Annotated in this window: 20 protein-coding genes; 11 read left to right on the forward strand and 9 right to left on the reverse strand. The window is 71.9% G+C overall.

Annotated features, from left to right (window positions below):
* Window positions 1-18 precede the first annotated feature (18 nt).
* Both SPRI_RS34500 and SPRI_RS34505 read right to left on the reverse strand, forming a co-directional pair.
* Window positions 19-810 carry an inositol monophosphatase family protein gene (locus tag SPRI_RS34500; RefSeq protein WP_005321374.1) on the reverse strand — a complete coding sequence of 264 codons (792 nt, stop codon included), beginning with the start codon at window positions 808-810 and terminating at the stop codon, window positions 19-21.
* Between the two features lie 77 nt (window positions 811-887).
* Window positions 888-2537, reverse strand: a complete 1650-nt coding sequence (locus tag SPRI_RS34505) for an acyl-CoA synthetase (RefSeq protein WP_053557657.1) — start codon at window positions 2535-2537, stop codon at window positions 888-890.
* 225 nt (window positions 2538-2762) lie between these two features.
* Between SPRI_RS34505 and SPRI_RS34510 the strand changes: the two genes are divergently transcribed.
* The 5 genes from SPRI_RS34510 to SPRI_RS34530 all read left to right on the forward strand — a co-directional run bounded on the left by SPRI_RS34510 (window position 2763) and on the right by SPRI_RS34530 (window position 7141).
* The gene (locus SPRI_RS34510) at window positions 2763-3584 is read left to right on the forward strand and encodes a crotonase/enoyl-CoA hydratase family protein (protein WP_005321384.1); all 822 of its coding nucleotides are present in this window, start codon (window positions 2763-2765) and stop codon (window positions 3582-3584) included.
* A 12-nt stretch (window positions 3585-3596) separates the two neighbouring features.
* Window positions 3597-4541 (forward strand): Zn-ribbon domain-containing OB-fold protein, encoded by a 945-nt coding sequence (locus tag SPRI_RS34515; protein ID WP_005321388.1) that lies wholly within the window; start codon window positions 3597-3599, stop codon window positions 4539-4541.
* Window positions 4538-5635 (forward strand): thiolase domain-containing protein, encoded by a 1098-nt coding sequence (locus tag SPRI_RS34520; RefSeq protein ID WP_005321391.1) that lies wholly within the window; start codon window positions 4538-4540, stop codon window positions 5633-5635. The genes SPRI_RS34515 and SPRI_RS34520 overlap by 4 nt, the downstream gene beginning before the upstream one ends.
* Window positions 5625-6791: a thiolase domain-containing protein gene (locus SPRI_RS34525; RefSeq protein WP_005321394.1), complete on the forward strand. Its 1167-nt coding sequence runs from the start codon at window positions 5625-5627 to the stop codon at window positions 6789-6791. Before SPRI_RS34520 ends, SPRI_RS34525 begins: the two co-directional genes overlap by 11 nt.
* Before the next feature lie 101 nt (window positions 6792-6892).
* The gene (locus SPRI_RS34530) at window positions 6893-7141 is read left to right on the forward strand and encodes a DUF397 domain-containing protein (RefSeq protein ID WP_005321397.1); all 249 of its coding nucleotides are present in this window, start codon (window positions 6893-6895) and stop codon (window positions 7139-7141) included.
* A gap of 123 nt (window positions 7142-7264) precedes the next feature.
* Here SPRI_RS34530 and SPRI_RS34535 read toward each other — a convergent pair whose 3' ends face one another.
* Window positions 7265-7642, reverse strand: coding sequence for a hypothetical protein (locus SPRI_RS34535; RefSeq protein WP_005321399.1), 378 nt, complete (start codon window positions 7640-7642; stop codon window positions 7265-7267).
* A gap of 166 nt (window positions 7643-7808) precedes the next feature.
* Here SPRI_RS34535 and SPRI_RS34540 point away from each other — a divergent pair, with 166 nt between their 5' ends.
* Entirely contained in the window at window positions 7809-8309 is a 501-nt protein-coding gene (locus SPRI_RS34540) for a glycosyltransferase family protein (protein WP_005321401.1), read from the forward strand.
* A gap of 100 nt (window positions 8310-8409) precedes the next feature.
* Here the strand turns inward: SPRI_RS34540 and SPRI_RS34545 are convergent, their stop codons facing one another.
* Window positions 8410-10614: a terpene synthase family protein gene (locus tag SPRI_RS34545; protein WP_005321403.1), complete on the reverse strand. Its 2205-nt coding sequence runs from the start codon at window positions 10612-10614 to the stop codon at window positions 8410-8412.
* Window positions 10615-10824: 210 nt separating this feature from the next.
* Window positions 10825-12747 carry an N-acetylmuramoyl-L-alanine amidase gene (locus SPRI_RS34550; protein ID WP_005321405.1) on the reverse strand — a complete coding sequence of 641 codons (1923 nt, stop codon included), beginning with the start codon at window positions 12745-12747 and terminating at the stop codon, window positions 10825-10827.
* 312 nt (window positions 12748-13059) lie between these two features.
* On the opposite strand from SPRI_RS34550, the gene SPRI_RS34555 reads away from it, so the two are divergent.
* Complete coding sequence (locus tag SPRI_RS34555) at window positions 13060-13512, forward strand: VOC family protein (RefSeq protein ID WP_005321407.1); 453 nt, start codon at window positions 13060-13062, stop codon at window positions 13510-13512.
* A 220-nt stretch (window positions 13513-13732) separates the two neighbouring features.
* Here SPRI_RS34555 and SPRI_RS34560 read toward each other — a convergent pair whose 3' ends face one another.
* A complete protein-coding gene (locus tag SPRI_RS34560) occupies window positions 13733-14860 on the reverse strand; it encodes an aminoglycoside phosphotransferase family protein (protein ID WP_005321408.1) in 1128 nt (375 codons plus the stop codon).
* Between the two features lie 234 nt (window positions 14861-15094).
* Between SPRI_RS34560 and SPRI_RS34565 the strand changes: the two genes are divergently transcribed.
* Window positions 15095-16588 carry a DNA-binding protein NsdB gene (locus SPRI_RS34565; protein ID WP_053557658.1) on the forward strand — a complete coding sequence of 498 codons (1494 nt, stop codon included), beginning with the start codon at window positions 15095-15097 and terminating at the stop codon, window positions 16586-16588.
* 200 nt (window positions 16589-16788) lie between these two features.
* Here SPRI_RS34565 and SPRI_RS34570 read toward each other — a convergent pair whose 3' ends face one another.
* Window positions 16789-18225 carry a PP2C family protein-serine/threonine phosphatase gene (locus SPRI_RS34570; protein ID WP_053557659.1) on the reverse strand — a complete coding sequence of 479 codons (1437 nt, stop codon included), beginning with the start codon at window positions 18223-18225 and terminating at the stop codon, window positions 16789-16791.
* 278 nt (window positions 18226-18503) lie between these two features.
* Between SPRI_RS34570 and ligA the strand changes: the two genes are divergently transcribed.
* Complete coding sequence (gene ligA, locus SPRI_RS34575; protein WP_005321416.1) at window positions 18504-20651, forward strand: NAD-dependent DNA ligase LigA; 2148 nt, start codon at window positions 18504-18506, stop codon at window positions 20649-20651.
* Between the two features lie 45 nt (window positions 20652-20696).
* Here ligA and SPRI_RS34580 read toward each other — a convergent pair whose 3' ends face one another.
* A complete protein-coding gene (locus SPRI_RS34580) occupies window positions 20697-21290 on the reverse strand; it encodes a GNAT family N-acetyltransferase (protein WP_005321418.1) in 594 nt (197 codons plus the stop codon).
* Window positions 21280-23331, reverse strand: a complete 2052-nt coding sequence (locus tag SPRI_RS34585) for a penicillin acylase family protein (RefSeq protein ID WP_005321420.1) — start codon at window positions 23329-23331, stop codon at window positions 21280-21282. Before SPRI_RS34585 ends, SPRI_RS34580 begins: the two co-directional genes overlap by 11 nt.
* A gap of 131 nt (window positions 23332-23462) precedes the next feature.
* On the opposite strand from SPRI_RS34585, the gene SPRI_RS34590 reads away from it, so the two are divergent.
* Window positions 23463-23981, forward strand: a complete 519-nt coding sequence (locus SPRI_RS34590) for a GNAT family N-acetyltransferase (RefSeq protein ID WP_037775536.1) — start codon at window positions 23463-23465, stop codon at window positions 23979-23981.
* Between the two features lie 268 nt (window positions 23982-24249).
* The gene (locus SPRI_RS34595) at window positions 24250-25332 is read left to right on the forward strand and encodes a class I SAM-dependent methyltransferase (RefSeq protein WP_005321424.1); all 1083 of its coding nucleotides are present in this window, start codon (window positions 24250-24252) and stop codon (window positions 25330-25332) included.
* Window positions 25333-25382 lie beyond the last annotated feature (50 nt).

The raw sequence follows: 25382 nt of genomic DNA on the forward strand, positions 1-25382 counted from the left end.
GCCCTGGTCCAGCCTGCTTCAGCCGAGGATCATCGACATCAGCTGTTGATGGGTCCCACGGTCGGCGGCCACGACGAGGCCGCGTCCCGCCGCCCCGACCGGGGCGCCGTCGATCCCCGTGACCACACAGCCGGCCGCCCGGCACAAAGCGATACCGGCGGCGAAATGCACGCTCCCGGACAGGTCGCCGCCGTCGGTGACGTATGCCGCGCGCTTGCCGGCGGCGACCCAGGCGAGCGCCAGCGTCGTGGACACGACGCGTGGACGGAACGACTCGACGAACCGGGGATCCGCGAGCAGCTCGACAGCGCGGAAGCCGGGCGCGCCGGGGAACGGCGGGTCCAGGTTGACGTCCACGAGGCGGGTGGCGGACGTGGGCGCCAGCCGCACATCGGTACCGTCGTACCGCACCCAGGCGCTCTCGCCGTCGGTGAAGAAGACCTCACCGGAGAAGGGGTCGGCCACCGCCGCCGCCCCGTCGCGCAGCGCCACGTTGACGGCGACCGCCATGTTGCCCACGGCGTAGTTCAGCGTGCCGCACAACGGATCGACCAGCCACTGGCGTGCTGCCTCCGCGGCACCCTGCTGCCCGCCCTCCTCGCCGAGGACGGCGTCGTCGGGCCGGGCGGCACGGATGACGCCGAGGATCGTCTTCTCGGCCTCCACGTCGGCGGCGGTGGCGAAGTCCCCGGCGCCCTTGTCGATGCGGGTGAGCCTGCGCCCGTACATGGCGCGCACGACCTCCGCGCCGGCCCGGGCAGCCGCTGTCGCGACGCCCGCGTCGTCTAGGTCCGCCGATGAGTTGATCATCCAGGCATGGTATCGGCGGCGAAAGGGCGTGTTCCTACTGGCCGTTGGGCCTCCGGGGCGCGGGGCGCGGGCGGGCGTCAGGAACCGGCCCCGGCGGGGCCGTCCCCGTCCGCCGCCGCCTCGGCGGCGACCGCCCGCGCCCAGCGGTAGTCCGCCTTGCCGCTCGGCGAGCGCTGGATCTCGGGGGCTATCACCAGCCGCCTGGGGATCTTGTAGCCGGCCAGCCGGGTACGGCAGTGGGACTGGATGGCGGCCAGTGTCGGTGCGGCGACGCCCTCGCGGAGCTGGACCACGGCCGTCACGCGGTTGCCCCACCGGTGGTCCGGGACGCCGGCGACCAGCGCGTCGTACACGTCCGGATGGGACTTGAGAGCCTGCTCGACCTCCTCGGGGTACACCTTCTCCCCACCCGTGTTGATGCACTGGGAGCCCCGGCCGAGGACCGTGACGATGCCCTCGTCGTCCACGGTCGCCATGTCGCCGAGGAGCACCCACCGTTCGCCGCCGCGCCGGAAGAAGGTCTCCTTGGACTTCGCCGGATCCTTGTAGTAGCCGAGCGGTACGTGTCCGCGCTGGGCGACCCGCCCCGTCCCGCCCGGCGGCACCGGCTCGTAGGTGACCGGATCGACCACCGCCGTACGGGCGTTGACGCGCAGCCGGAAGCCGGTCGCCGGACCCGAGTCGTCCGTCGCGGTGCCGTTGAAGCCGGACTCGGAGGAGCCGAAGTTGTTCAGCAGCAGGACGCCGGGGGCCAGCGCGGTGAACTGCTCGCGCACGGTGTCCGACATGATCGCCCCGGAGCTGGAGACGCTGAACACGGACGACAGGTCGCACCCCTTCAGCGGCCCGTTCAGCGCGTCGATCAGTGGCCGCAGCATCGCGTCGCCGACCAGCGACACGCTGGTGACCCGCTCCCGCTCGATGGTGCGCAGCACCTCGTGCGGCACGAACTTGCGGTGGATGACGATCCGCTGCCCGAAATTGAAGCCGATGAAGGCGGTGAGCGTCGACGTGCCGTGCATCAGTGGGGGAGTGGGGAAGAAGGTGATCCCGTCGCCGCCGGCGGCCACCCGCTCGGCCAGTTCCTCCGGCCTGGACACGGGCTCGCCGGTCGGGGCCCCGCCGCCGAGTCCGGCGAAGAACAGATCCTCCTGACGCCACATCACGCCCTTGGGCATGCCCGTCGTCCCGCCGGTGTAGATGATGAACAGGTCGTCGGCGGATCGCCGGGCGAAGCCCCGCAGCGGGGATGCGGCGGCTTCGGCATCGGTGAACGCCACGGCGTCGAGGGGCGGCGCTCCGTCCGGTGGCACGCCGACGCGCACGAGGTGCCGCAGTTTCTCGGTGCGGGGCAGGGCGGCGGCCACCCGTTCGGTGAACTCCGCGTCGAAGACGAGCGCGGCGAGGTCGGCATCACGGTAGAGATGGACCAACTCGTCGGCCACGTATCGGTAGTTGACGTTCACGGGCACGATCCGGGCCTTGAGGCAGCCCAGTACGGTCTGGAGGTACTCGACCCCGTTGTAGAGATGCATGCCCAGGTGCTCGCCCGGGGCGACGCCCGCCTCGAGCAGATGGTGGGCGACACGGTTGGCCGCCGCGTCGAGTTCCGCGTAGGTGAGCCGGCGCTCCTCGCCGGTGCCTGGGTGATCGACGTACACGAGTGCCTCGCGGTCGGGCACGGCGTCGACCACCGATTCGAACAGGTCGGCAAGGTTGTACTCCACCGCTCCTCCTGACCCCGGCGGGACATCGCGACGTGAACCCGGTGCGCTGCGGCTCGGCCGTCATTAGAGCGCCGGTCCGCACAACTGGGAAGGGGCATCGGCAAGGAAATCTGACTGACTGTCAGAAAACTATTGAACTGGCAGCCCACCTACTGCAACCTGTTCCAGATCCGCAGACGGGTCCGGTGACCGGTCCCGTGACGGATCCGCGACGGGAGGTTGCGCATGGCACGGCACAGCGGCGGCACGGGCACCGAACACCTCACCGTGGAACGCGAGGGCGCCACGCTGATCCTCACCCTGAACAGGCCGGAGGCGAAGAACGCCCTCTCGCTCGCGATGCTGGTCGGCCTGTACGACGCTTGGCTCGCGGCAGACGCCGACGACACCGTCCGCTCCGTGGTGATCACCGGATCCGGCGGCTCCTTCTGCGCCGGCATGGACCTCAAAGCACTCGCGGCAGGCGGCGGCATGGCGGGCGAGCACTACCGCGACCGGATGAAGGCCGACCCCGACCTGCACTGGAAGGCCATGCTCCGCCATCACCGGCCGAGGAAGCCGGTCGTCGCCGCCGTCGAGGGGTACTGCGTCGCCGGCGGCACCGAGATCCTCCAGGGCACCGACATCAGGGTCGCGGGACGGGGCGCCACCTTCGGGCTCTTCGAGGTCCGGCGTGGCCTCTTCCCGATCGGCGGCTCGACCGTCCGGCTGCCGCGGCAGATCCCACGCACCCACGCCCTGGAGATGCTGCTCACCGGCCGCCCCTACACCGCCGACGAGGCCGAACGCATCGGCCTCGTCGGCCGCGTCGTCCCCGACGGTGCCGCCCTCGACACCGCGCTCGGCATCGCCGAACGGATCAACGCCTGCGGCCCGCTCGCCGTGGAGGCGGTCAAGGCGGCCGTGTACGAGACGGCCGAGATGACGGAGGCCGAAGGGCTCGCCGCCGAACTGGAGCGCGGGCGGCCGATCTTCGAGACGGCCGACGCCAAGGAAGGCGCCCTCGCCTTCGCCGAGAAGCGCGACCCCGTCTACCGGCGCGCCTGAGAGGAGAGCCCCGTGCCCCCCGTGCTGCGTGCTCCGTTCGTCGTCGAGTTCCCCTTCACCCGGTCCCTCGGCCCCGTCCAGAGCGCCTTCCTGACCGGCCTGCGCGAACGAACGGTGCTCGGCGTACGCACCGTCGACGGCCGGGTCCTCGTACCGCCCGTCGAGTACGACCCCGTCACCGCCGAGGAGATCCGCGACCTTGTCGAGGTCGGCGCGACCGGCACGGTCACCACCTGGGCCTGGAACGAACACCCGCGGCCCCGTCAGCCCCTCGCCACCCCCTTCGCCTGGGTGCTCGTCCGCCTCGACGGCGCGGACACCTCCCTGCTGCACGTCCTCGACGCCCTGGGCCCCGACGCCGTGCGCACCGGGATGCGCGTACGCGTCCGATGGGCCGCAGAACGCACCGGAGCGATCACCGACATCGCCTGCTTCGAACCGTACGAAGGAGAGCCCGCAGGCCCGCCCCGCGCCCACAGCGGCAGCTTCCCCGAACCCGTCACCGGCATCGTCGCCCCGGCCAGGCTCGACTACACCTTCACGCCCGGCCGCGCCCAGAGCCGCCACCTCGCCGCGCTCGACGGGCGCAGAACCGTCGGCGAACGCTGCCCGTCCTGCCGGAAGGTCTACGTCCCGCCCCGCGGCGCCTGCCCCACCTGCGGAGTCGCCACCGAGGAACAGGTCGAGGTCGGTCCCCGCGGCACGGTCACCACCTTCTGCATCGTCAACATCAAGGCGAAGGGCCTGGACATCGAGGTGCCCTACGTCTACGCCCACATCGCCCTCGACGGCGCCGGCCTCGCCCTGCACGGACGCATCGGCGGCATCCCCTACGACGAGGTGCGGATGGGACTGCGCGTCGAACCCGTGTGGCGGGAGGGCTCCCGCCACCCCGACCACTACCGGCCGTCCGGCGAACCGGACGCCGACTACGACACCTACAAGGAGCTGCTGTGACCAGCCCCGCCGGCCGCGGTACGACGAGCCGTGCCCGGCACGGCAGGGACATCGCCGTCGTCGCCTTCGCCCAGACCCGCCACAGGCGCCGCACCGACGAGACGTCCGAGGTGGAGATGCTGATGCCGGTCCTCCACGAGGTCCTCTCGAGGACCGGGCTGCGCACCGGGGACATCGGCTTCACCTGCTCCGGATCCAGCGACTACCTCGCCGGACGGGCGTTCTCGTTCACCATGGCGCTCGACGGCGTCGGCGCCTGGCCCCCGATCAGCGAGTCCCATGTCGAGACGGACGGCGCCTGGGCGCTGTACGAGGCGTGGGTGAAGCTGCTCACCGGCGAGTGCGACACGGCGCTGGTCTACGCGTACGGAAAGTCGTCGCCCGGCGAGCTCCGCGATGTGCTCACCCGTCAGCTCGATCCCTATTACACGGCCCCGCTCTGGCCCGACTCGGTGGCCCTCGCCGCCCTGCAGGCACAGGCGCTGATCGACGCCGGGGAGGCCGATGAGGCGGAACTCGCCGCTGTCGCGGCCCGCAGCCGGCGGGACGCCGCCGACAACCCGCACGCTCAACTCCAGGGAGAGGTCCCGCGCCGCGACCACCTCGTCCGGCCGCTGAGGGTCTCCGACTGCCCGCCGGTCGGCGACGGCGCGGCCGCCGTCGTCCTGGCCGCCGGCGAACGGGCCCGCGACCTGTGCGAACGGCCCGCCTGGATACGCGGCATGGATCACCGCATCGAGGCACACGGCCTCGGCGTGCGCGACCTCACCCGCTCACCCTCCACCCGGCTCGCCGCGGAACGCGCGGGCCTGTTCGAGAGGCCCGTCGACACAGCGGAACTGCACGCGCCCTTCACCTCCCAGGAGCTCGTACTGCGCCGAAGTCTCGACCTCGACGCCAGGGTGAGGGTCAACCCGTCCGGCGGAGCGCTCGCCGCCAACCCCGTGATGACCGCCGGACTCATCAGGATCGGCGAGGCCGCCTCCCGCATCCACAGCGGCGACTCCGACCGGGCCCTCGCCCACGCCACCTCCGGCCCCTGCCTCCAGCACAACCTGGTCGCCGTCCTCGAAGGAGAAACCCATGCCGGCTGAACCCGTGGCCGTCGTCGGTATCGGCCAGACGAAACACGTCGCCGCCCGCCGGGACGTGTCCATCGCCGGACTCGTCCGGGAGGCGGCCCGCCGGGCCCTCGACGACGCCGGACTGACCTGGGCCGACATCGACGCCGTCGTCATCGGCAAGGCCCCGGACTTCTTCGAGGGCGTGATGATGCCGGAGCTGTACCTCGCCGACGCCCTCGGCGCGGTGGGCAAGCCGATGCTCCGGGTCCACACCGCGGGCTCCGTCGGCGGCTCCACCGCCCTCGTCGCCGCCAACCTGGTGGCCGCACGCGTGCACGCCACCGTGCTCACGCTCGCGTTCGAGAAGCAGTCCGAGTCGAACGCGATGTGGGGCCTGTCGCTGCCCGTCCCGTTCCAGCAGCCGCTGCTCGCGGGCGCCGGCGGCTTCTTCGCCCCGCACGTACGCGCCTACATGCGCCGCACCGGCGCGCCCGGCACCGTCGGGTCCCTGGTCGCGTACAAGGACCGCCGCAACGCGCTCAAGAACCCCTACGCGCACCTCCACGAGCACGACATCACGCTGGCGAAGGTCCAGGCCTCGCCGATGCTGTGGGACCCGATCCGCTACTCGGAGACCTGCCCCTCCTCCGACGGCGCGTGCGCGATGGTCCTCACCGGCCGGGCGGGCGCGGCCCGTTCACCCCACCCGCCCGCCTGGGTGCACGGCGGGGCGATGCGCAGCGAACCCACCATGTTCGCGGGGAAGGACTTCGTGTCACCGCAGGCCGGCAAGGACTGCGCCGCGGACGTCTACCGGCAGGCCGGCGTGAGTGACCCGCGCCGCGAGATCGACGCCGTGGAGATGTATGTGCCGTTCTCCTGGTACGAGCCGATGTGGCTGGAGAACCTGGGCTTCGCCGCCGAGGGCGAGGGCTGGAAGCTCACCGAGTCGGGCGTGACCGAACTCGACGGGGAACTGCCGGTCAACCCCTCCGGCGGCGTCCTGTCGACCAATCCCATCGGTGCGTCCGGCATGATCCGCTTCGCCGAGGCCGCGCTCCAGGTGCGCGGACAGGCGGGCGAACACCAGGTCGACGGCGCGCGCAAGGCGCTCGGGCACGCGTACGGGGGCGGCGCGCAGTTCTTCGCCATGTGGCTGGTCGGCGCAGAGCCGCCCGCCACCTGACGCGCGGCGGGACCCGGTCGGACCGTCACGTGCGGCACCCTGTCCGTGACGGGGCGTCGTCGCTAGGCTGGCCCCGGAGACGACGCGGGAGGAGCAGGGACGTGGCCGAGAGCACCACCACTACCACCACGCACAAGTTTTCGGGGTGGGAGAAGCCGGACCTGGACCTGAGCAACGCGGACTGGCGATCTGGGACGCAGGGGACCGGGGACGTGCAGATCGCGTTCGTCGAAGGGTTCATCGCGATGCGTAACGGCGGCCGCCCGGAGAACCCGTCGCTGATCTTCACCCCGGCCGAGTGGCGTGCCTTCGTGCTGAACGCCAGGGACGGCGAGTTCGACCTCACCTGACGCGGACCACCGACGCGGGTGCCGCACCCTCGACCGGTGAGCGGCGCCGTGCCGCCCGCTCCCGTCGGCGTAGGAGGGGGAAGGACGGCACGGCTCACGCGGGACGGTGAAGGACGGCACGGCTCACGCGGGCGTCTGTGTCACGTCACGGCCGAGACCCGTCGTGCCGTTGATCTTCTCGATGGCCTGCCGCGCGTGCTCACCCGGTGTACGGGCGGTGAGCGAGGAGACGGACGTGGGCGGCGGCAGATGCGGCGCACTCCCGGCCGGCGCGGACCCGGACGCGGATGCCGACGCCGGCTTGGCGTGGACGGCGGAGCGGGTGCGCAGCCGGTGCCCGGCCGCCTCGTCCAGGCTCACGGGCCGCTGCATCTGGGCGGCCAGCCGCCCCGCTTCCTGCCCGAGCGCGGCGACGTCCTCCCAATGGAGGCGGACCACCAGCCGTAGCTCCGCCTCGCCGTCGGGAAGGGCTTGCAGGGGAGGAGTGGTGCGGTCGTTCATGGACTGATCCTCACGTCGGTACGGAATCTCGCGGGACGCTGCTCCTCACAGGCATCGGCGCGCACAGGCACCGGTGCGCACAGGGATACGGGAGCGGCGGCCGGGGCGTTCAACGCCCCCGCGCCCCGGCTCGGCCGGGTCGGTCCGTACCCGTACCATTGCGGGTATGTCCTTCCTCCGCCGCCGCAGCGCCGCCACACCCGCGGGCCCGGACTTCGATGTCCTGGCCATGGACCCGGGCGACTGGCCCGGAAATCTGGGCGCCGGCCTGCTGCCCGCGCCGGACGGAAGCTGCCAGGGGGTCTTCCTGCGCTACGACCTGTTCGGCGGCCGCGGACCCGCGATGATCATCGGCAACCTGCCCGAGGGATCGCCCGCCCGTGAGGTGGAGGAGGGCGAGATCCCCTTCGAGGTCGGCCAGCTCCTCATCGCTCTGGAGAACGACGAGCCGGTCCATGTCACCGGCGTCGAGGACACTCCGGTCATGCAGGGGGACAACCTGCTGATCGTGCGCCGGCTGAAGCTGTCGGAAAGCCGCATCTCCTGCGTCCAGTTCGACCGCAGCGACAATGTGCTCGTCACGATCGCCAGCTGGGACCGGCCCATCACCGATGATCTCTACGCGCTGCTCAAGCCGCTGCCGGCGGAGCTCTTCCAGCAGGGCTGACCGCCCGCCCCGCTGACCGGCCCCTCTTCGACCTGCTGCCCGGGCTCCCGCCCGGGCAGTTTCGTCGCGCGCGGGTCCTCCACGCCACGGCCGGTGAGCGCTACACCCTGATCGCCGACCGCTGGGCCGGCAACGAGATCCGGGCGGCGGACGTGCCGAGCCCCGTCGGCGCACCCAGCCGCCACGGGGCAGCGCCGCCCCGCAGATCCTCCTCCTTGTAACGCCGCACCCTCCGGTGCCAGTTGAGAATGCCGGCGAGCCAGTCCTCGAGCTCGCGCACATACGTGGCGAGTGCCGCCCTGCCGTTCTCGCCGAGACCGAACTCGTCGCACACCACGGGCAGTTCATGCTCCTTCACATGGAGGAACTGCTCCAGCCGGGAGTGCATGAGATCGGCCGTCATCGCGAAACCCGTGGGGTAGTCGCAGTCGAAGAACGTCTGCACCACCAGTACCGCGTTGTGGATCTCGCCCTCGTACTCGACCTCCTTCTGGTACGAGAACAGGTCGTTGAGCAGGCAGGCGTAGTCCATGGCCGCGTTCTCCAGGGCGCGCACCGGGCCGCTCGCGTACAGCTCGGCCGGCAACTCGCCCTCGTGGCGCAGCCTGCACAGGCTCATGGTCATGTCCGAACCGAACGTGAAACGGCGCATCTCGATGTAGTCGACCGGATCGGGGACCCGGTGCTGCGCCTGGTTGTGCAGCTCCCACAGCCAGCTGTCCAGCATGACGTCCACGGCCGCGCGCAGGGACCCGCGGGCCTCCGCCGACATCGGCCCGGCGGTACGCGCCCACAGATCGGCGAGACTGCGCTCCATCGGGGCCACCGCGACGGCGGCGCCCGCCTCCGGGGCGTCCACCGGCATGCAGGCCTTCAGCCGGTCGTTGCAGAGCCTGGCCCCGGCGAGATCACGGGGCGCTCCGAAGACCACCGGGTAGTAGTCGTCGCCGTACGTCCCCCAGGTCAGCCACTCCGCGCTGAGCTCCAGCTCCTCCGGCGTGGCGTCGGGGTCGAGCCCCGCAGCGCAGAGCGCCAGGTCGAAACCCTTGATCTTGGCCTCGTCCCAGATGTCGTTCAGCAGGCCCATGCGCCCGGCCCAGTCGACCGACTTCCTGCGGGCGTCGTCCAGGTGAGGGCTGAGGGTGAGGGGGAACGGCAGGGCGAAGTCGGGGAGCAGGGAGGGCCCCACCTGCCGCGGCCGGTGCGTCAGCGTGCGCAGCCGTGCTGCCGCCGGGCGGCCGAACAGCGTCCGGATGTCGAGCGCCGACGTCCCCCACACCCCGGCGACGGACGACGGTCCGACCGCCTCGCCCACGCCGTCGTTCATGTACCGGCTGGAGCGCATGTGCCATTCGTGACCGCCGGACTGCCAGTCCTGAAGGCCCTTGGTGTAGGCGGCGATCGCGGTGCACTCCTGCGGGGTGAGGCCCTTGTCCAGACAGAGCGCGGGCACTTCGGTGAGCGCGGTGTTCTCGAACTGCTGGACCCGCGAGGTCAGCAGGTCGTTCACCGCGTCCGCCGCCTCCTGCGTCGTGCAGCCGAGGAAGCGCTCCAGCACCAGCACGCCGTTGCTGTTCTCGCCCTCGTCCTCCACCTCGCGCTGGTACGAGAAAAGGTCGTTGCGCAGGTGCACCGCGTCGGAGAAGGAGTCGCGCAGCACCCGCAACGGGCGCGTCATGGCGACCTGTTCCGGCACCTCCGCCCCGGCCGCGTACTCCACCAGACCGGCGGACCAGGGGGCGCCGCCGACCTTCCGGCGCATCTCGATGTACTCGAGCGGGTTGGCGACCCGGCCGGCGTCGATGTTGGCCAGCTCCCACATCGACTCGTCGAGCAGGTTCTTCGTGGACTCGGCGAAGCGGGCCCGCCAGGCGGGGGACATGCTCGGCACCGTCCGCTCCCAGAGATCGGCGAGACCCGCCTCGACCGGGTTCGTCGGCTCCGGTGTCCCCTGGGACAGGTCCATCGGCATGAAGGCCGGCAGCCGGCCCAGATACGCCTTGGCGCCGGCGAGGTCCTGACTGCGCTTGAAGACCTCCAGGAAGTGATCGTCGAAGAAGAACACCCACACGTACCAGTCGGTGACGAGACCGAGGGCCTGAGCATCGCAGTCCGGGTGCGTGTACGCGCACAACAGGGCGTAGTCGTGGGCCTCGAGGTCGCTCTCCTCCCAGATCCCGGACCCCTCCAGCATCCCCATCCGCCGGGCCCATTTCCTGGTGTGCCGCCGTGCCTCCTCGACATGCGGATTGAGGCGGGCCGGATACGGGACGTAGAAGTCCGGCAGTACGAAGGGCTGTGCCATGTGCGCCAGGGCCTTTCAGAGCAGCCGCGCGCGAGGCGCGGACGGTCATGACGGCCCAGGACTACCCCCTCGCCCGTACGGCCCACTCGCCCCGGGAAATAGTCACATGAGCGACATGGCGTGCGGGGTGGTGCCACCGGACCCCACGACCGGTGGCGCCACCCCGTCAGGGCCCTTCGTCCGGGCCGGTCGCGGCCCGGACGAAGGGCCCTAGCTCAGCACCCGCACGTCGGACGCCTTCACGAAGGCGACCCGGTGCCCGAACTGGATCTCGTAGTACATCTCTTCACCCCGGACCACCTTGTGGCCCGCCGTGTCGAACGTCGTCGCGTACAGGTACTCCCCGGGGACCCGGTCGCCGACCACGTACTTCTGGCCCGCGAGCAGCTTGTACGGCAGCGGTGAGACCGCCTGCACCGGAACCCCGGCCGGATAGGCCGAGGCCTCGGGATACGCCCTGCCGTACACCGGCACTTCGGCGAGAGTGTCCTTCGGCGTCAGCACCCGCTCCCGCGCACCCACCGCCACCGGCTGTGTCCGCGGGTCGTGGAACCAGGCCTTCTGGCCGAGGTACCAGATCGCCGTCCAGTCACCCCGGCGCTCGGCCACCGCGTACTGCTGACCCGTCGAGGCGCGCGCCCCCGTGTCGTTCACCCCGGTCGTCGAGTCCTGCCCGCCGGGCCGCAGACCGATGTCCTTGACCAGCGGTGCGCTCTCGCTCGGCGCCGTGTGCAGCCGCACCGCGCCGGAGCCGTGCGGCGCGCACGCCTCCCCGGCCTTCACACAGCCGGTGTAGAGCGGCTGGTGCCGGGTGTACTCGGGACGGATCGTGACCACGGAACTGTCCGGCCCGGCGGACGGCGTGAACGGCCGGCCGAGCAGCTTGAAGTAGTGCGCCCAGTCCCAGTACGGCCCCGGGTCCGTGTGCATCCCGCGGATCGTCGCCGTCGTCGTACCCGGGACGTTGTCGTGACCGAGGATGTGCTGCCGGTCCAGCGGGATGTCGTACCGCTTGGCCAGGTACCGCACGAGGCGCGCCGACGTGCGGTACATCGCCTCGGTGTACCAGGCGTCGGGAGAGACAAGGAAGCCCTCGTGCTCCAGACCCACCGACTTGGCGTTGACGAACCAGTTGCCGGCGTGCCAGGCGACGTCCTCGAGCGGCACATGCTGCGCGATGTGCCCGTCGGACGAGCGCAGCGAGTACTGCCACGAGACGTACTGAGGGTTCTGCACCAGCTGCAAGGTGGTGTCCCAGGACGCCTCTGTGTCATGGACGACGATGTAGTCCACCGACTGGGACGCCGGCCGGTTCGCCTGGTCGTGGTTGCCGTAGTCGCCGGCGCCGAACTCCTCGTACGGGGCCGGGATCCACTCGCACGCCACCGTCGGCGGGCATTCCGTGCGGCCGGTGTCGGCGGTGCGCAGGCCGAGCCGTCGCACCTGCGTCCGGTCCGGTGACACGGCCGGGTCCGGCTCGAGCTCCACCCGCTGACCGCTGTCCGTCGTACGGGACTGGCCCGTGCGGATGACGTCGAAGACATCGTCCGCGTACGTCGTCGCCGTCGCCACGTCGTCCGCGCCGGAGTACCGCGCCACGGCGCCGTACCAGTCCTCGGGATCCGCGCCGGCCGGCCCGCCCAGCTCCCGCTGGGCCTGCGCGAGCAGGGCCGCACCGCCCCGCACATTGGCCGCGACGCTGTCACGCAACCGGTCCGCGTCGATGCCCGACACCTCGGCCGCACGCTCCAGCGTCCGCAGCCGCGGCGGCAGTTCACCGGGATCGGGCAGCGCCGCCTCGACGACGGAACGGGCCGGGCGGGCATCGTCCCCGCGGGCGTCCTCGGCCCCGTGCGAATGATGGGGCGCCTCGGCGATCGCGGTCCGCGCGTCCGTCAGATGCATCGGACCGTAGCCGCCGGTGACACTCGCCGCGCCGCCGTGCGCGTCCCAGCGGGACTGCAGGTACGAGACGCCGAGCAGCACGCTCTTTGGCACCCCGTACTCGGCTGCCGCGGCGGCGAAGGTCCCCTGCAACGAATCCGCCGGCGCGCGTTCGGCGGTCGCGGACGGACCCGCCGACAGCAGCGGCAGCAGCAGGGCGGCACACGCCACCGCGCCACCTGCCGTCAGCGCACGGCGACGGGCACTTCTCGGACGTGCGGGAGCTGATCCTGGCAATGCGGCCTCCAGTGACGGGTGACACGCGAACGGGCCCGAGGGACGGGACACGCCCCATGGGTATCGGCTCACGGACGATCCGTCAATCATGCCTCGCGGACCGGTATTTGCACGTCAGAGGGCGTGTCGCGGAGTTTCGCGGCGACGGTCCCCGGGCCTGCGACGCGTCAGTGGAGTGGACCAATGGCCGTCCGACGCCGACTCAAGACGCCCCGTCCTCCACACCTCTCGTATGCCGGACGGGGCAGGGGGTAGCCGCAGTGCATGACCACCCAGAAGACCAGCGTTCTCGTCCTCGACGCCGCCGAACCGATGGAACTGGCGGAGTTCTACGCAGGGTTGTTCGGCGCGGAGGTACACGTCGGCAGCGATCCCGACTTCGTGGAGGTCGTCGGCCACGACGGAGTGCACCTGGCGATGCGCCGCGACCACGGCTACGCCCCGCCGAGCTGGCCGCGGCCCGAGGACTCCCAGCAGTCGCACCTGCGCATCCTGGTCGCCCGCGACGACCTGGACGAGGCGGAGCGGGAGGCGGTCGGCCTCGGGGCCCGGCCGGTCGACACCAACAACCGGCGCGGGCCTCACGAGGAGCGCATCTTCGCCGATCCGGCGGGTCACTCCTTCTCCCTGGCGGTGTCCCCGGTCATCGAGCCACGAACCACGGGGCAGGGCCGACGGCATGGCGTACCGGTCCCCGGGCGCGAGAACTTCGGTTAGGACGTGCCCGGCCAGGAGCCGGGACGGCTCCGTCTCCCGGGCATTGTTGCCCGCGGTTCCGCGGCGAGGAGGGGGCAGCGCGGCGCTCGGGCAAGGTGATCGCCGAGGGCGGACGGAGCAGCACAGTGCGCTGCGTGCCCGGTGTGTCGGCACCGGGCACGCAGCGCGCTTCCCCCTCTGCGGCGGCGGGTCCACGGACCGGCCGCTTCGTGGCGGCCGGTCAGCGGGTGCCGACCGCCGCGCGCACGGCCCTGCGGGCCATTGCGCAGTCATCGTGCAGCCGCCTCAGCAGCAGCCGCTGTTCCTCACCGGCCGTCGGGCCCGCGGCCTGCGCCTGGGCACCCACCACCGGCGGCGCCTCCCGCATCGTGCGCTGCACGGCGGTCTCGTACGTACGGATCTCCCGGGTCAGCACCAGCATCAGGTTGACCAGGAACGCGTCCCGGGCCGCCGTGCCCGCCTGCTGGGCGAGCTGGCTGATCTGCCGCCGGGCCGCCGGGGCGTCGCCCAGCACCGCCCACAACGTCGCCAGGTCGTAGCCGGGCAGGTACCAGCCGGCGTGCTCCCAGTCGACCAGCACCGGACCGGTCGGCGACAGCAGGATGTTGGAGAGCAACGCGTCGCCGTGACAGAACTGCCCCATCCCGTGCCGGCCGCCGGCCTGCGCCAGACCGTGCAACAGCTTCTGCAGGTCTCCGAGGTCGCGGTCGGTGAACAGCCCCAGCTCGTGGTAGCGCGAGATCCGCGAACCGTAGTCCAGCGGGGCGTCGAACATCCCGGCCGGCGGACGCCAGCTGTTGAGCCGCACCACCGCTCCCAGCGCGGCGCGCAGATCCGCGCGCGGGGGGGCCTCCACCGGATGGCGGGTCAGCGCCGCGGCCCTTCCGGGCATCCGCTCGATCACCAGGGTGCAGTTCTCCGGATCCGCGGCGATGAGCCGCGGGACCCGCACCGGTGGGCGGTGCCGCACGAAGGCGCGGTAAGAAGCTATTTCGTGCCGGAGCCGCTCGGCCCACGCCGGCGAGTGGTCCAGTAAGCACTTGGCGACCGCCGTCGTGCGCCCCGTCGTTCCGACGATCAGTACGGACCGTCCGCTGCGGCGGAGCACCTGCACGGGATTGAACTCGGGGCAGATCCGGTGCACCGACGCGACAGCCTTGCGCAGCTGCGCGCCCTGCGGGCCGGACAGGTCGATTCTCCCGCTGAGGGGCCGGCCCGTCGCACCGGCCGTCGTCCTGCGTGCCCGACCGGGGTCGGCGCGGTCGAGATACGGACCGGCACCGGCGGGGAAGGCGTTGCGCTGCTGCAGCCGGGGCGGAGCGGACACGGAGGACGATGCTGTGTACATGGGAGATACAGATCCCTTCGTGTGCCGACAGTTGCGTGCGCGCCTCGCCCCATATGCCAGGAGCAACACCCTGGGGAATGTGCCCCGGCAGACGGGGCGAGGTGGCGCTTTCCTACCTGACACCGCATCGCGGGTGGCACACCATCTGGCGAACCCTGGCGAACCCTGGCGAATAGTCGCCTGCCCCATGACAGCGCGTTACTGTCAACTCAGCCGAGAACCTGGGGGCTTGACGTGAGCAGAGAACCCAACACCCGCCTGTGCGACCTGTTCGGCCTGGCCGGCTGGTCCAAGGGGGAGCTGGCAAGGCTCGTGAACCGGCAGGCGGCGGCCATGGGCCATCCGCAGCTGGCGACCGACACCTCGCGGGTCCGGCGCTGGATCGACCTGGGGGAGACCCCGCGCGATCCCGTGCCCAAGGTGCTGGCAGCTCTGTTCACCGAGCGACTCGGTCGTGTCGTGACCATCGAGGACCTCGGGTTCGCACGGAGCGGGCGAGCGGGTAGGCGGCGGGACGTCAAGGGAGCAGAGAACCCTGACGGCCTGCCGTGGGCGCCCGACCGGACGGCGGCGGTCCTCACCGAATTCACGGGAATGGACCTCATGCTCAACCGACGCGGCCTGGTGGGCGCGGGCGCGGCGCTTGCCGCGGGCTCAGCACTCAGCAGCGCCATGCACGACTGGCTCAAGACCGACCCGGCGATCTCCCAGGACGCCGCACGCACCTCCGATGTTCTGCACGCCGACCCCGCTGGGTACGACCGTTACGAGGCCGCCCCCATCGGGTCGCAGGAGATCGAGGCGCTGGAGCGTTCCGTAGAGGTGTTCCGCGCGTGGATCGCCGCCCGCGGTGGCGGTCTCCAGCGCAAGGCAGTGGTGGGACAGCTCAACGAGGTCGGCGGCATGCTCGCCTACCGTCACCCCGACCATCTGCAGCGGCGTCTGTGGGGCGTCGCGGCCAACCTCGCGGTACTGGCGGGCTGGATGTCCCACGACGTCGGTCTCGAACCCACCGCCCAGAAGTACTTCGTCATCGCGGCCCACGCGGCCCGCGAGGGCGGTGACCGCCCCCGCGCCGGAGAGGCCCTGTCCAGGGCGGCGCGCCAAATGGTCCATCTGGGCCGCCCCGACGACGCGCTCGACCTCATGAAGCTCGCCAAGTCGGGCTCGGGAGAGCAGACGCTGCCGCGCACCCGCGCGATGCTGCACACCATCGAGGCGTGGGCGCAGGCGTCCATGGGCCAGGGACAGGCCATGCGCCGCACCCTGGGCGAGGCGGAGGAGCTGTTCGTCTCCGACAAGGGCGATGTGCCGCCGCCGAGTTGGATGCAGATGTTCGACGAGGCCGATCTGCACGGCATGCAGGCGCTGGCGTATCGCACGCTGGCCGACCACGAGCCGTCGGCCGCGGCCGTCGCGCAGAACCACGCCAAGCAGGCTCTGCAACTGCGCGAGGGCGGCCGGCAGCGCTCGAAGATCTTCGACTACATCTCGCTGGCGTCCGCCTGCTTCATCGCCGACGACCCCGAACAGGCGGACCGTTACGCCAGGCTCGCGCTGGTGTCGATGGGGGAGACCTCCTCGCACCGGACATGGGACCGGCTCCGGGAGATGTACCGGCTGACCGGCCAGTACGCCGGCTACGCGAAGATCGAGGACCTCCGGGAGGAGATCGAGATCGCGATGCCGGGCAGCCTGTCGGCGAAGCCGAAGCTCAAGGGGATCTAGGTCCGGCCGAGGCTCCAGGGGACCGGTACCGCCGAGAGGCGAGGGGCCGGTGCCGAGCCTGAACGGGATCCGGTGCCGAGCAAGGCGCGAGGAGAGCCGACGCCCGGCGGGGATCGACACGAGCCGACGTCAGCGGTGCACTGCCGTCATTCCGGTGGCCGGCCACCCGGGCCGTCGACCGGCCCGTGCGGCGTCCTCGGTCAGGCGATGACCCTCGCCACCATCACACACGCGTCCCCTTCTCGTTCCTGCTCACCGAGCTCCTCCACGACCGCACGGACGCATTCCTGGGCGTTCGTGGCCCGGGCGAACCGCGCTGCCAGTGCCGTCAGCCGGTCCGCGCCGAGTTCGGTCGTCGTGCCCGTGCGGGTCAGCGCGTCGGTGTGCAGCACCAGCACATCGCCGGGCCGGAGGGTCACTTCGGCCTGCTCGTACACCGCTCCGCTCGTCGCGCCGAGCAGCACACCGTCCGGTGCCGTCAAGGCCTCACCCGTCCCTGTCCCCGCGCGGAACAGCAGGGGGGACGGGTGGCCGGCCTGCGCCCACGAGAGCGTCCTGGTCCCCGGGGTGTACGTGCAGCACACGGCGCTGCCCAGCGCGGGGTGCGAGGACGTGTCGAGCAGTTGGTTGAGGTGCGTCATGAGCGGCCCCGGCCGGATACCGGCCACCGCCATGCCACGCAGCCCGCCCAGCAGCATCGCCATGGCGGAGGTGGTGCCCACTCCGTGCCCCGTCAGGTCGCCCACGCTCAGCAGCGTGCCGCCGTCGGGCAGTTGGAGGGTGTCGTACCAGTCGCGGCCGATGGGGGCGCCGAGCGGGGAGGGGAGGTGGTGGGCCGCGACGTCCAGGGAGCCCCGGCCGTCGCGCGGGCTCACGAGCGGGCCGCTGCGGGCGGGGAGCACCGCTTCCTGCATCTCGGCAGCGAGCCGGCGCTCCGTCTGCTCCATGTGCTGCTGCCGCTGCACCCAGTCACGGCTCTCCCGGACGGCACGCTGGCTGCGGCGCAGCGCGCTGACGTCCCGCAGCACGGCCCACATCGAGGCGGTGGAGCCGTCGGCGTCGAGGACCGGCTCGCCCATCATGTGCACGGTGCGCAGCCGGCCGTCGGGACGTACCAGCCGGAACTCGCCGTCGATGGGGCGTCCGTCCACCAGACAGTCCGTCACCATCGCCGTCAGCATCGGCTGGTTTTCGGCGAAGACGACGGACGGCAGTTCGTCCAGCGACATGGGGCCGTGGCGGGGATCGCGTCCGAGGATCCGGTACAGCTCGTCGGACCAGCTGACCTCGTCGGTGAGGAGATTCCACTCCGCGCTGCCGACCCGGCTCAGCAGCGAGCCGCCGGTCGCGCTGTCGGCCTCGTACTCGGCGAGATCGTCGGCGAAGGAGTCCGCGGCCTCGGGCGGCAGCCCTTGCTTCAACTGGTCCAAGTGCGCCCCGAGGTCGTCGAGGTGATGGAGCGCCAGATCGCACAGGGCACGCTGCCAGCGCCCGCGGGGGTCGTCCTCGGTCACCGCGCCGTCAGGGCGTACGGCGTCGACGTCTCCGCGAAGTCTGCGCGTCCGGCTGATCAGTGCGTCTACGGTTCCGCGCTCGGGCGGCTCTGCGGGACGGTCCGCGAACACATGGGACGGCATGTCGTACTCCGATACAGGCGCGGCCACGGCCAGGGTCTGGAACAGGGACCGATAACGAGGGTTGCACAGCAAGCAGACGGCCGTAAGCCATTTGGCAACACTCGATCCGGTGGTGCCTTTGGCGTATGCCATAGGCGTTCGGGTCGGGCTGCCACCTCCGGCCGACGACCGGCGCGACGCCGTGGCCGCCAGCCCGGGACCGCCGGTGCGGGCGGGCCCGCGGACGGCCGGCGACCGGTCGCGGGGGCGTTGTCAGTGGTGGGCGGCACGATAGGGGTATGACGACTTCACCTGCCGTTTCCGTCGCGCCTGCCACCGTTCTCGCCGACGCCGCCGCATACGCGGCGGCGGTCGAGACCGCGACCCGTGCCTCCGCCGCATACTACGAGACCGGCGAGAGCACTCTCGACGACGACGCCTACGACCGTCTGGTGCGCGGGATCGCCGCATACGAGCAGGAACACCCTGACGAGACGTCACCCGCATCCCCCACAGGGAAGGTCGCGGGCGGTGCGGTGGTGGCCGGGGACGTGCCGCACACCGTCCCGATGCTGTCCCTGGACAACGTCTTCTCCGCCGAGCAGCTCGTCGCCTGGACCGCTTCCGTGGAAAGACGCACGGGCCCCCCTGTAGAGGAGTGGAGCGTCGAGCCGAAGCTCGACGGCCTCGCGGTCGCCGCACGCTACGAAGAGGGCGCCCTGACCAGGCTGATCACCCGGGGTGACGGCACGGCGGGCGAGGACGTGTCGCACGCGATCGGCACGATCGTCGGTCTGCCGCGCACGCTCGCGGAGCCCGTCACGCTCGAGATCCGCGGCGAAGTGCTCATGACGGAGGAACAGTTCGAACGGGCGAACACGGTGCGCGTCGAGCACGGCGGTGCGCCGTTCGCCAATCCCCGTAACGGCGCCGCGGGCACGCTGCGGGCCAAGGACCGCGCGTACACGGTGGAGATGACCTTCTTCGGGTACGGGGCACTGGCGGTGCCCGCGTCCGGCGAGGAGCTCACCGGCCGGCTCGGCGAGTGGGGGCACGGTCGCATCATGCGTTACGTCGCTGACCTCGGCGTGCACACCGCCGACAGCACCGCCGTCGCCCCCCGCGTCCTGACCACCACCGAGGCGATCCAGGCCCGCATCGACGAGATCGCCGCCGCCCGCCCCGGCCTGCCCTTCGGGATAGACGGGATCGTCATCAAGGCGGACAGCGCGGCGGACCAGGCCGCGGCGGGCTTCGGCTCCCGGGCTCCCCGCTGGGCGGTCGCGTACAAGCTGCCCGCCGTGGAGAAGGTCACCACCCTGCTCGGCGTCGAGTGGAACGTGGGCCGGACGGGGATCATCGCTCCGCGCGCCGTGCTCGAGCCGGTTGAGATCGACGGGTCCACCGTCACCTACGCGACCCTCCACAACCCCGCCGACATCACCCGGCGCGATCTGCGCACGGGGGACAAGGTGATGGTCTACAAGGCCGGGGACATCATCCCGCGCGTCGAGGCGCCGGTCGCCCATCTGCGCACCGGCGCGGAGCAGCCCGTCGTGTTCCCCGAGGTCTGCCCCCAGTGCGGCTCCGAAATCGACACCTCCGAGCAGCGCTGGCGCTGTGTGCGGGGGCGGGACTGCCATGTGGTCGCCTCGGTGTCCTACGCGGCAGGGCGCGACCAGCTCGACATCGAAGGGCTCGGCGTCACCCGGGTCGTCCAGCTGGTCGACGCCGGACTGGTCCGCGACCTGGCCGACCTGTTCACCCTCACCCGCGAGCAGCTGCTCGGTCTGGAGCGTATGGGAGAGACGAGCACCGACAATCTGCTCGCCGCCATCGACACGGCGAGGACACGTCCGCTCTCCAGGGTGTTCTGCGCCCTCGGTGTCCGGGGCACCGGCCGTTCCATGTCCCGCCGTATCGCCCGGTACTTCGCCGCCATGGAGCACATACGCGCCGCCGACGCGGAGACCCTGCAGCAGGTCGACGGCATCGGCGTGGAGAAGGCCCGGACGGTCGTGGCCGAACTCGAGGAACTGGCCCCGCTGATCGACCGGCTGGTGGCCGCGGGCGTCAACATGACGGAGCCCGGCGCGACCCCGCCCGCGGCGCGTGCCGAGGACGGGGCCGGAGCCGAAGGGGAAGGGCAGGACACCGGGGCGGGTGCGAGCACCGCCGGTGGCGCGGGCCCGCTCTCCGGGATGACCGTCGTCGTCACCGGCGCGATGACCGGGGCACTGGAGAAGCTGAGCCGCAACCAGATGAACGAGCTCATCGAGCGCGCCGGCGGCAAGTCCTCCTCCAGCGTGTCCAAGCGCACCTCGCTCCTCGTCGCCGGGGAGAACGCCGGATCGAAGAGGGACAAGGCCGAGCAGCTCGGCACCCGGATCGCCACGCCGGACGAGTTCGCCGCGATCGTGGCCGACTTCCTCGACACGGGGGCCTGAGAGGGGAGCGGCGGCCGGTCACGGGGACCGGCCGCCGCCCGCTCCTCACCGCGCAGGCAGGCCCCGTTCGAAGGTCTCGCGGTCGAGGAAGGCCAGCCGGGCACGCTTCTCCGGCTTGTCGATCTCCGGTCCGAGCTCGAACCCGGACCGGACCATCCGGTCGATGGCCTTCTCGTTGCGCGCGTCCGGTTCGACCACGAGCCGCAGATGTGCCGGGTCGGTGAACGCGTAGGCCGTGAAGACCGCGACGAGCACGCCGGTGAAGCCCGGGCGGGCCCCCTCCCGCGCGGGAGCGACCAGCAGATGCAGTCCGAAGTCCCCGGGCCGCACGTCGTAGCACTCGCCCACCGGGTCGGCGTCCGGGTCGTACGTCTGGAAGAGCGCGACGGGCTCCTCGTCCAGCAGGGCGAGGAACGCGTGGTGCGTGGTGAGGGAGTCGACGAACTCGTAGGTCTCACGGACCTGTTCGCAGGTGTGCCCCAGCATGCCCCAGAACCGCGCGCGTTCCTCGCTCACCCACGCGTGGATCAGCGGGGCGTCGGCGGCCGGCTCCAACGGCACGAGCCGCACCGTCCCGAACCCGGCGGCGGTGTGCTCGTACACGGCCGCTCGGCGGTGCGCGGTGGTCTCAGTGCTCATCTCTCTCCTCGGTCAGGCTGTCCCAGTCGGTGATCACGGGGACGAGTTCTCCGGCCAGCCACAGCGGCAGCTGGTCGCGCAGGTGGGCGTGCCCGGGCACTCCGGAAGCGCCGAACGGGACCACCCACAGGCTGTTCTCGCGGCGCGCCAGGTCCCAGACGTAGCGGGCGGCCGGGCCCCGGGCGCTGCGGTCGGTGATACCGGGCACGCTCGCCGTCGACAGCACGCAGTCGTGGTCGCCCGACACTGAGGGCCACTCCTCGGGCGGCGAGGCGGGCAGCGCCTGCCAGGGGGCGAGCCGGTGCGTGTCGCCCCAGGCGCCGGACGGCGCGCTCACCGCCACTTCCTCCACGGCCTCCCGCACCGCCGCTTCCGCGTCGAGGCCGGGCAGCGCACCCGGGGACAGCAGCCGCTCGAGCGCGAAGGCGACGCGCGGCACCAGAGCCAGCCAGGGGAGGAAGACCTCGGGGAGGCGGGGGAGTTCGGCCAGTCCGGCCAGCGCGGGGCTCGCCGAGAGCTTGAGCACCACCGCGGAGCGAAGGGCCGCGTACACGGCCGCGTCGGTGCTGCCGACGTCCATGCGGCGGTCCCAGCGGGCCAGCCGGTCGCGCAGCGCGGCGGCCTCCGGGCCGAGCCCCTCCAGGCCGGCCAGCAGGTCCAGCAGCGGGGCGGCGGACGCGAGATACGTGTCCATGTGGATGCGCGACATGTCCCCGGCGGACCAGGACGGCGCCTCGTCCAGCAACTGCCGGATGCGCTCGGCACGGTGAGGGGGCGCGAACTCGATGCCGAGCGGAGCGGCCAGGCCGCGCGCGTTCGCCATCACGGCGAAGCCGTCGACCGCCGCACGGGGGGTGGGTTCGTAGGTGCCCTGCCAGGCGTACCGCGACTCCCAGGCGGGCACCACGCGCAGCCGGTTGGCACGGTCGCGCCGCGGTACCCGGCCGGCCACGCGGTGCAGCAGGCCGCCGTCGGTGTCGGCGGCCTGGACGACGTTGACCGGCTCCACCCACTGCTCGACGGCGCGGTCCACGTCGTCGACGGTCCTGGCGCGCAGCAGTGCCGGCAGCGCTCCGAAGCCGATGCCCGCGCCCGCGCGTACGGGGCAGCGCAGGCTGACGGCCTCCGAGCCGTCGTCGGTCGTGATGATCACCGGCCCGCGCTCCGTCTCGATCACCTCGACCTCGACGGGATCGCCGCCCGCCACCGTGATCGACTCGGTGTGCGCGTGCGCGGGCCGCCAGCCGTCGGGGCCGAGCGCCTCGACGGCGTCGCCGCGTCTTCGGAGGCGCTCGCGGTAGAGGTCCTGGTAGTCGGCCATGGCGTTGGTGATGGCCCAGGCGACGGTGCCGGTGTGGCCGAAGTGGGCGATGCCCGGGACGCCGGGCACGGCGAGTCCGACCACGTCGAACTCGGGGCAGGCCAGCCGGATCTGCTGGTAGATGCCCGGGTCCTCGATGAACCGGTGCGGATCACCGGCGATGAGCGCGGCGCCCGTGGCGGTGCGTTCGCCGCCGACGAGCCAACCGTTGCTTCCCGAGGTGCCCGGCCCGTCGGTCGCGAAGAGCTCGACGGACCCGTCGCCGAGCGCCCTGGCGACCTCCTCGCGCCACAGCTTGGTGGGGAATCCGGCGAACAGGATGTGGGTGGAGAGCCAGACGGCGAGCGGCGTCCACGGCTGCCAGCGGCCGGGGGAGAGGGACACGGCCGCGAAGCGGGGATCGCGTGCGGCACCGGCCTCCAGGCCGTCGTTGACGCCGTCCACGTAGCGGCCGATCCAGGCGGCCGTCTCCTCGTCGAGCGCGGCGAGGCACCGCTGTGCGGTGTCGTCCAGGCGCGACATGCGGGCGAACCTGTCCCAGGCGAGGGCTTCCTCGCCGAGGAAGGCGGCGGAGGTTCCCTGCGACCGGTGCCGGTCGACCTCGATCTGCCAGGCCCGGTCGACCGCGGCGTTGCGGCCCTGGGCGAAGGCGAGGTCAAGAGCGTTCCCCGCGCGCAGATGCGGGATTCCCCACGGGTCCCGGTAGATCGTCGTACTCACACTGATTCCCCTTTAGGTTAGGCTCGCCTAACCTAATCCAAGGTGGTTTGCGAAACAATCCGGCCATGGCGGGGGAGGGGTATGAGCCCCGGGGTGAGTCGCCCGCCGACCGCGCCCGTCATACTCGTCACATGACTTCGCCCCTGACGCCACCCGGCGCCGGCCGGTCCCGGACCGCAGGCCCCACGGCCCCCGGTATCCGCCGGGCCACCGCCCGGGACGCGAAGCGGCTCACCCGCCTGGTCCGGGGTTCCAGCGCCTACCAGGGCCATTACGCCCCGATGGTCGCCGGATACCGGGTGGGGCCGGACTACATCGAGTCCCACGAGGTGTTCGCCGCCACCGGCGAGGACGGCAGGGTGCTCGGCTTCTACGCCCTCGTGCTGTCGCCGCCCGAGCTGGACGTCATGCCCGAGCTGGACCTGATGTTCGTGGCCGACGACGCCCAGGGGCTGGGTATCGGCCGGCTGCTGATCGAGCACCTGCGCGGACGCGCCCGCGCCGCCGCTCTCGACACCGTCCGCATCGTGGCGCACCCGCCCGCCGAGGGCTTCTACCTGAGCGTCGGCGCCCGCCGGACCGGCACCGTGCCGGCCCGCCCGCCGGCCGTGATGTGGGACCGTCCCGAACTGCTGCTCCCTGTCACCTGACGGCCGACGCGCTCGCTCCCGCGACGGGCCGCGCGGAGCCGGCCGGCAGCCGGGCCGTACGACAGGACCCCGGCCACGCAACGGGTTGCGTGGCCGCCCAACTCCCCTGAGTTCCGCATCGGAGGGCCGCTTCCGCGGTGGCGCCACCCGCCCGGAGCCGCGCTCCCGCCGTTCCGGCTCCAAAAGATCCCGGTCCGTATTGCGGCGTAATGTGACGTATGCGGGCCCGCCCGCGGTCCGCCCCGCAGCCCGGCGGAAGGAGCGGCCAATGTCGGATCTCGATACGCGGCGCACGTCCCGCGACCTCGGCAGGCAGGAGGAGTTCGCCGGTGAAGTGGTGGACGTACTGAACAAGGGCGCCCTCGCCCTTCTGATGAGCGTCGGCCATCAGACCGGTCTGTTCGACACCCTCGCGGGCCTGCCTCCGTCGACCAGTGACGAGATCGCCGAGTCGGCGGGGCTCGACGAGCGTTATGTGCGGGAGTGGCTCGGCGGCATGGTCGTCGGCGGCATCCTCGAGTACGAACCGGAGCACGGGAGGTACGTACTGCCGCCCGAGCACGCCGCGTCGCTGGTCGCCGCGGCCGGACCGGACAACCTGGCCGGCATGATGCAGTACATCGCGCTGATGGGTGAGGTCGAGCAGCAGGTCGTGCGCTGCTTCCGTGACGGCGGGGGAGTGCCGTACTCGGCGTATCCGCGCTTCCAGGCACTCCAGGCCGAGGAGACGGCCAGGGTCTACGACCAGGCGCTGGTCGACACGATCATCCCCCTGGTGCCCGACCTGCCCGAACGGCTGCGCGCGGGGATCGACGCCCTCGACGTGGGCACCGGACAAGGTCACGCACCCGTCGTGCTGGCGAAGGCCTTCCCCCGCAGCCGCTTCCACGGTCTCGACCAGTCGGAGGCGGGCGTGGAGGCCGGCCGTGCGGAAGCGGCCCGGCTCGGGCTCGACAACGTGCGCTTCCTGATCGGTGATTCGGCGGAGATCAGCGGCGAGTACGACCTGATCACGGCGTTCGACGTCATTCATGACCTCGCCGGGCCGGACGCCACGCTGGCCGCGATCTCCGGGTCGCTGAGGCAGGGCGGCACCTTCCTCATGGGAGACATCGCCGCGTCGAGCAGGCTCGAGAAGAACGTGGGGCACCCCTTCGGGCCCGCTCTCTTCGGCTTCTCCGTCTTCTACTGCATGACGACGTCGCTCAGCACCGGCGGAGCCGGCCTCGGCACCGTCTGGGGTCAGGAGACAGCCGTGCGGATGCTCAACGAGGCCGGCTTCCCGCGCGTCGACGTCCGGACCGTCGAAGGCGACCCGCTCAACGTCTACTACGTGGCGCGGAAGGACTGACCGGAGGGCCCCCGGTGTCCCGGTGCGCGCCGCCGCGCGCACCGGGACAC

Origin of the sequence: Streptomyces pristinaespiralis (assembly GCF_001278075.1) — a bacterium.
In the GTDB taxonomy this organism is placed as follows: domain Bacteria; phylum Actinomycetota; class Actinomycetes; order Streptomycetales; family Streptomycetaceae; genus Streptomyces; species Streptomyces pristinaespiralis.

What these genes read in the sequence shown, in the direction of transcription:
- SPRI_RS34500 (WP_005321374.1), bottom strand. Translation starts at nt 810, where the DNA reads ATGATCAACTCATCGGCGGACCTAGACGACGCGGGCGTCGCGACAGCG.
- SPRI_RS34510 (WP_005321384.1), top strand. Translation starts at nt 2,763, where the DNA reads ATGGCACGGCACAGCGGCGGCACGGGCACCGAACACCTCACCGTGGAA.
- SPRI_RS34525 (WP_005321394.1), top strand. Translation starts at nt 5,625, where the DNA reads ATGCCGGCTGAACCCGTGGCCGTCGTCGGTATCGGCCAGACGAAACAC.
- SPRI_RS34535 (WP_005321399.1), bottom strand. Translation starts at nt 7,642, where the DNA reads ATGAACGACCGCACCACTCCTCCCCTGCAAGCCCTTCCCGACGGCGAG.
- SPRI_RS34540 (WP_005321401.1), top strand. Translation starts at nt 7,809, where the DNA reads ATGTCCTTCCTCCGCCGCCGCAGCGCCGCCACACCCGCGGGCCCGGAC.
- SPRI_RS34545 (WP_005321403.1), bottom strand. Translation starts at nt 10,614, where the DNA reads ATGGCACAGCCCTTCGTACTGCCGGACTTCTACGTCCCGTATCCGGCC.
- SPRI_RS34555 (WP_005321407.1), top strand. Translation starts at nt 13,060, where the DNA reads ATGACCACCCAGAAGACCAGCGTTCTCGTCCTCGACGCCGCCGAACCG.
- SPRI_RS34560 (WP_005321408.1), bottom strand. Translation starts at nt 14,860, where the DNA reads ATGTACACAGCATCGTCCTCCGTGTCCGCTCCGCCCCGGCTGCAGCAG.
- SPRI_RS34570 (WP_053557659.1), bottom strand. Translation starts at nt 18,225, where the DNA reads ATGCCGTCCCATGTGTTCGCGGACCGTCCCGCAGAGCCGCCCGAGCGC.
- ligA (WP_005321416.1), top strand. Translation starts at nt 18,504, where the DNA reads ATGACGACTTCACCTGCCGTTTCCGTCGCGCCTGCCACCGTTCTCGCC.
- SPRI_RS34580 (WP_005321418.1), bottom strand. Translation starts at nt 21,290, where the DNA reads ATGAGCACTGAGACCACCGCGCACCGCCGAGCGGCCGTGTACGAGCAC.
- SPRI_RS34590 (WP_037775536.1), top strand. Translation starts at nt 23,463, where the DNA reads ATGACTTCGCCCCTGACGCCACCCGGCGCCGGCCGGTCCCGGACCGCA.
- SPRI_RS34595 (WP_005321424.1), top strand. Translation starts at nt 24,250, where the DNA reads ATGTCGGATCTCGATACGCGGCGCACGTCCCGCGACCTCGGCAGGCAG.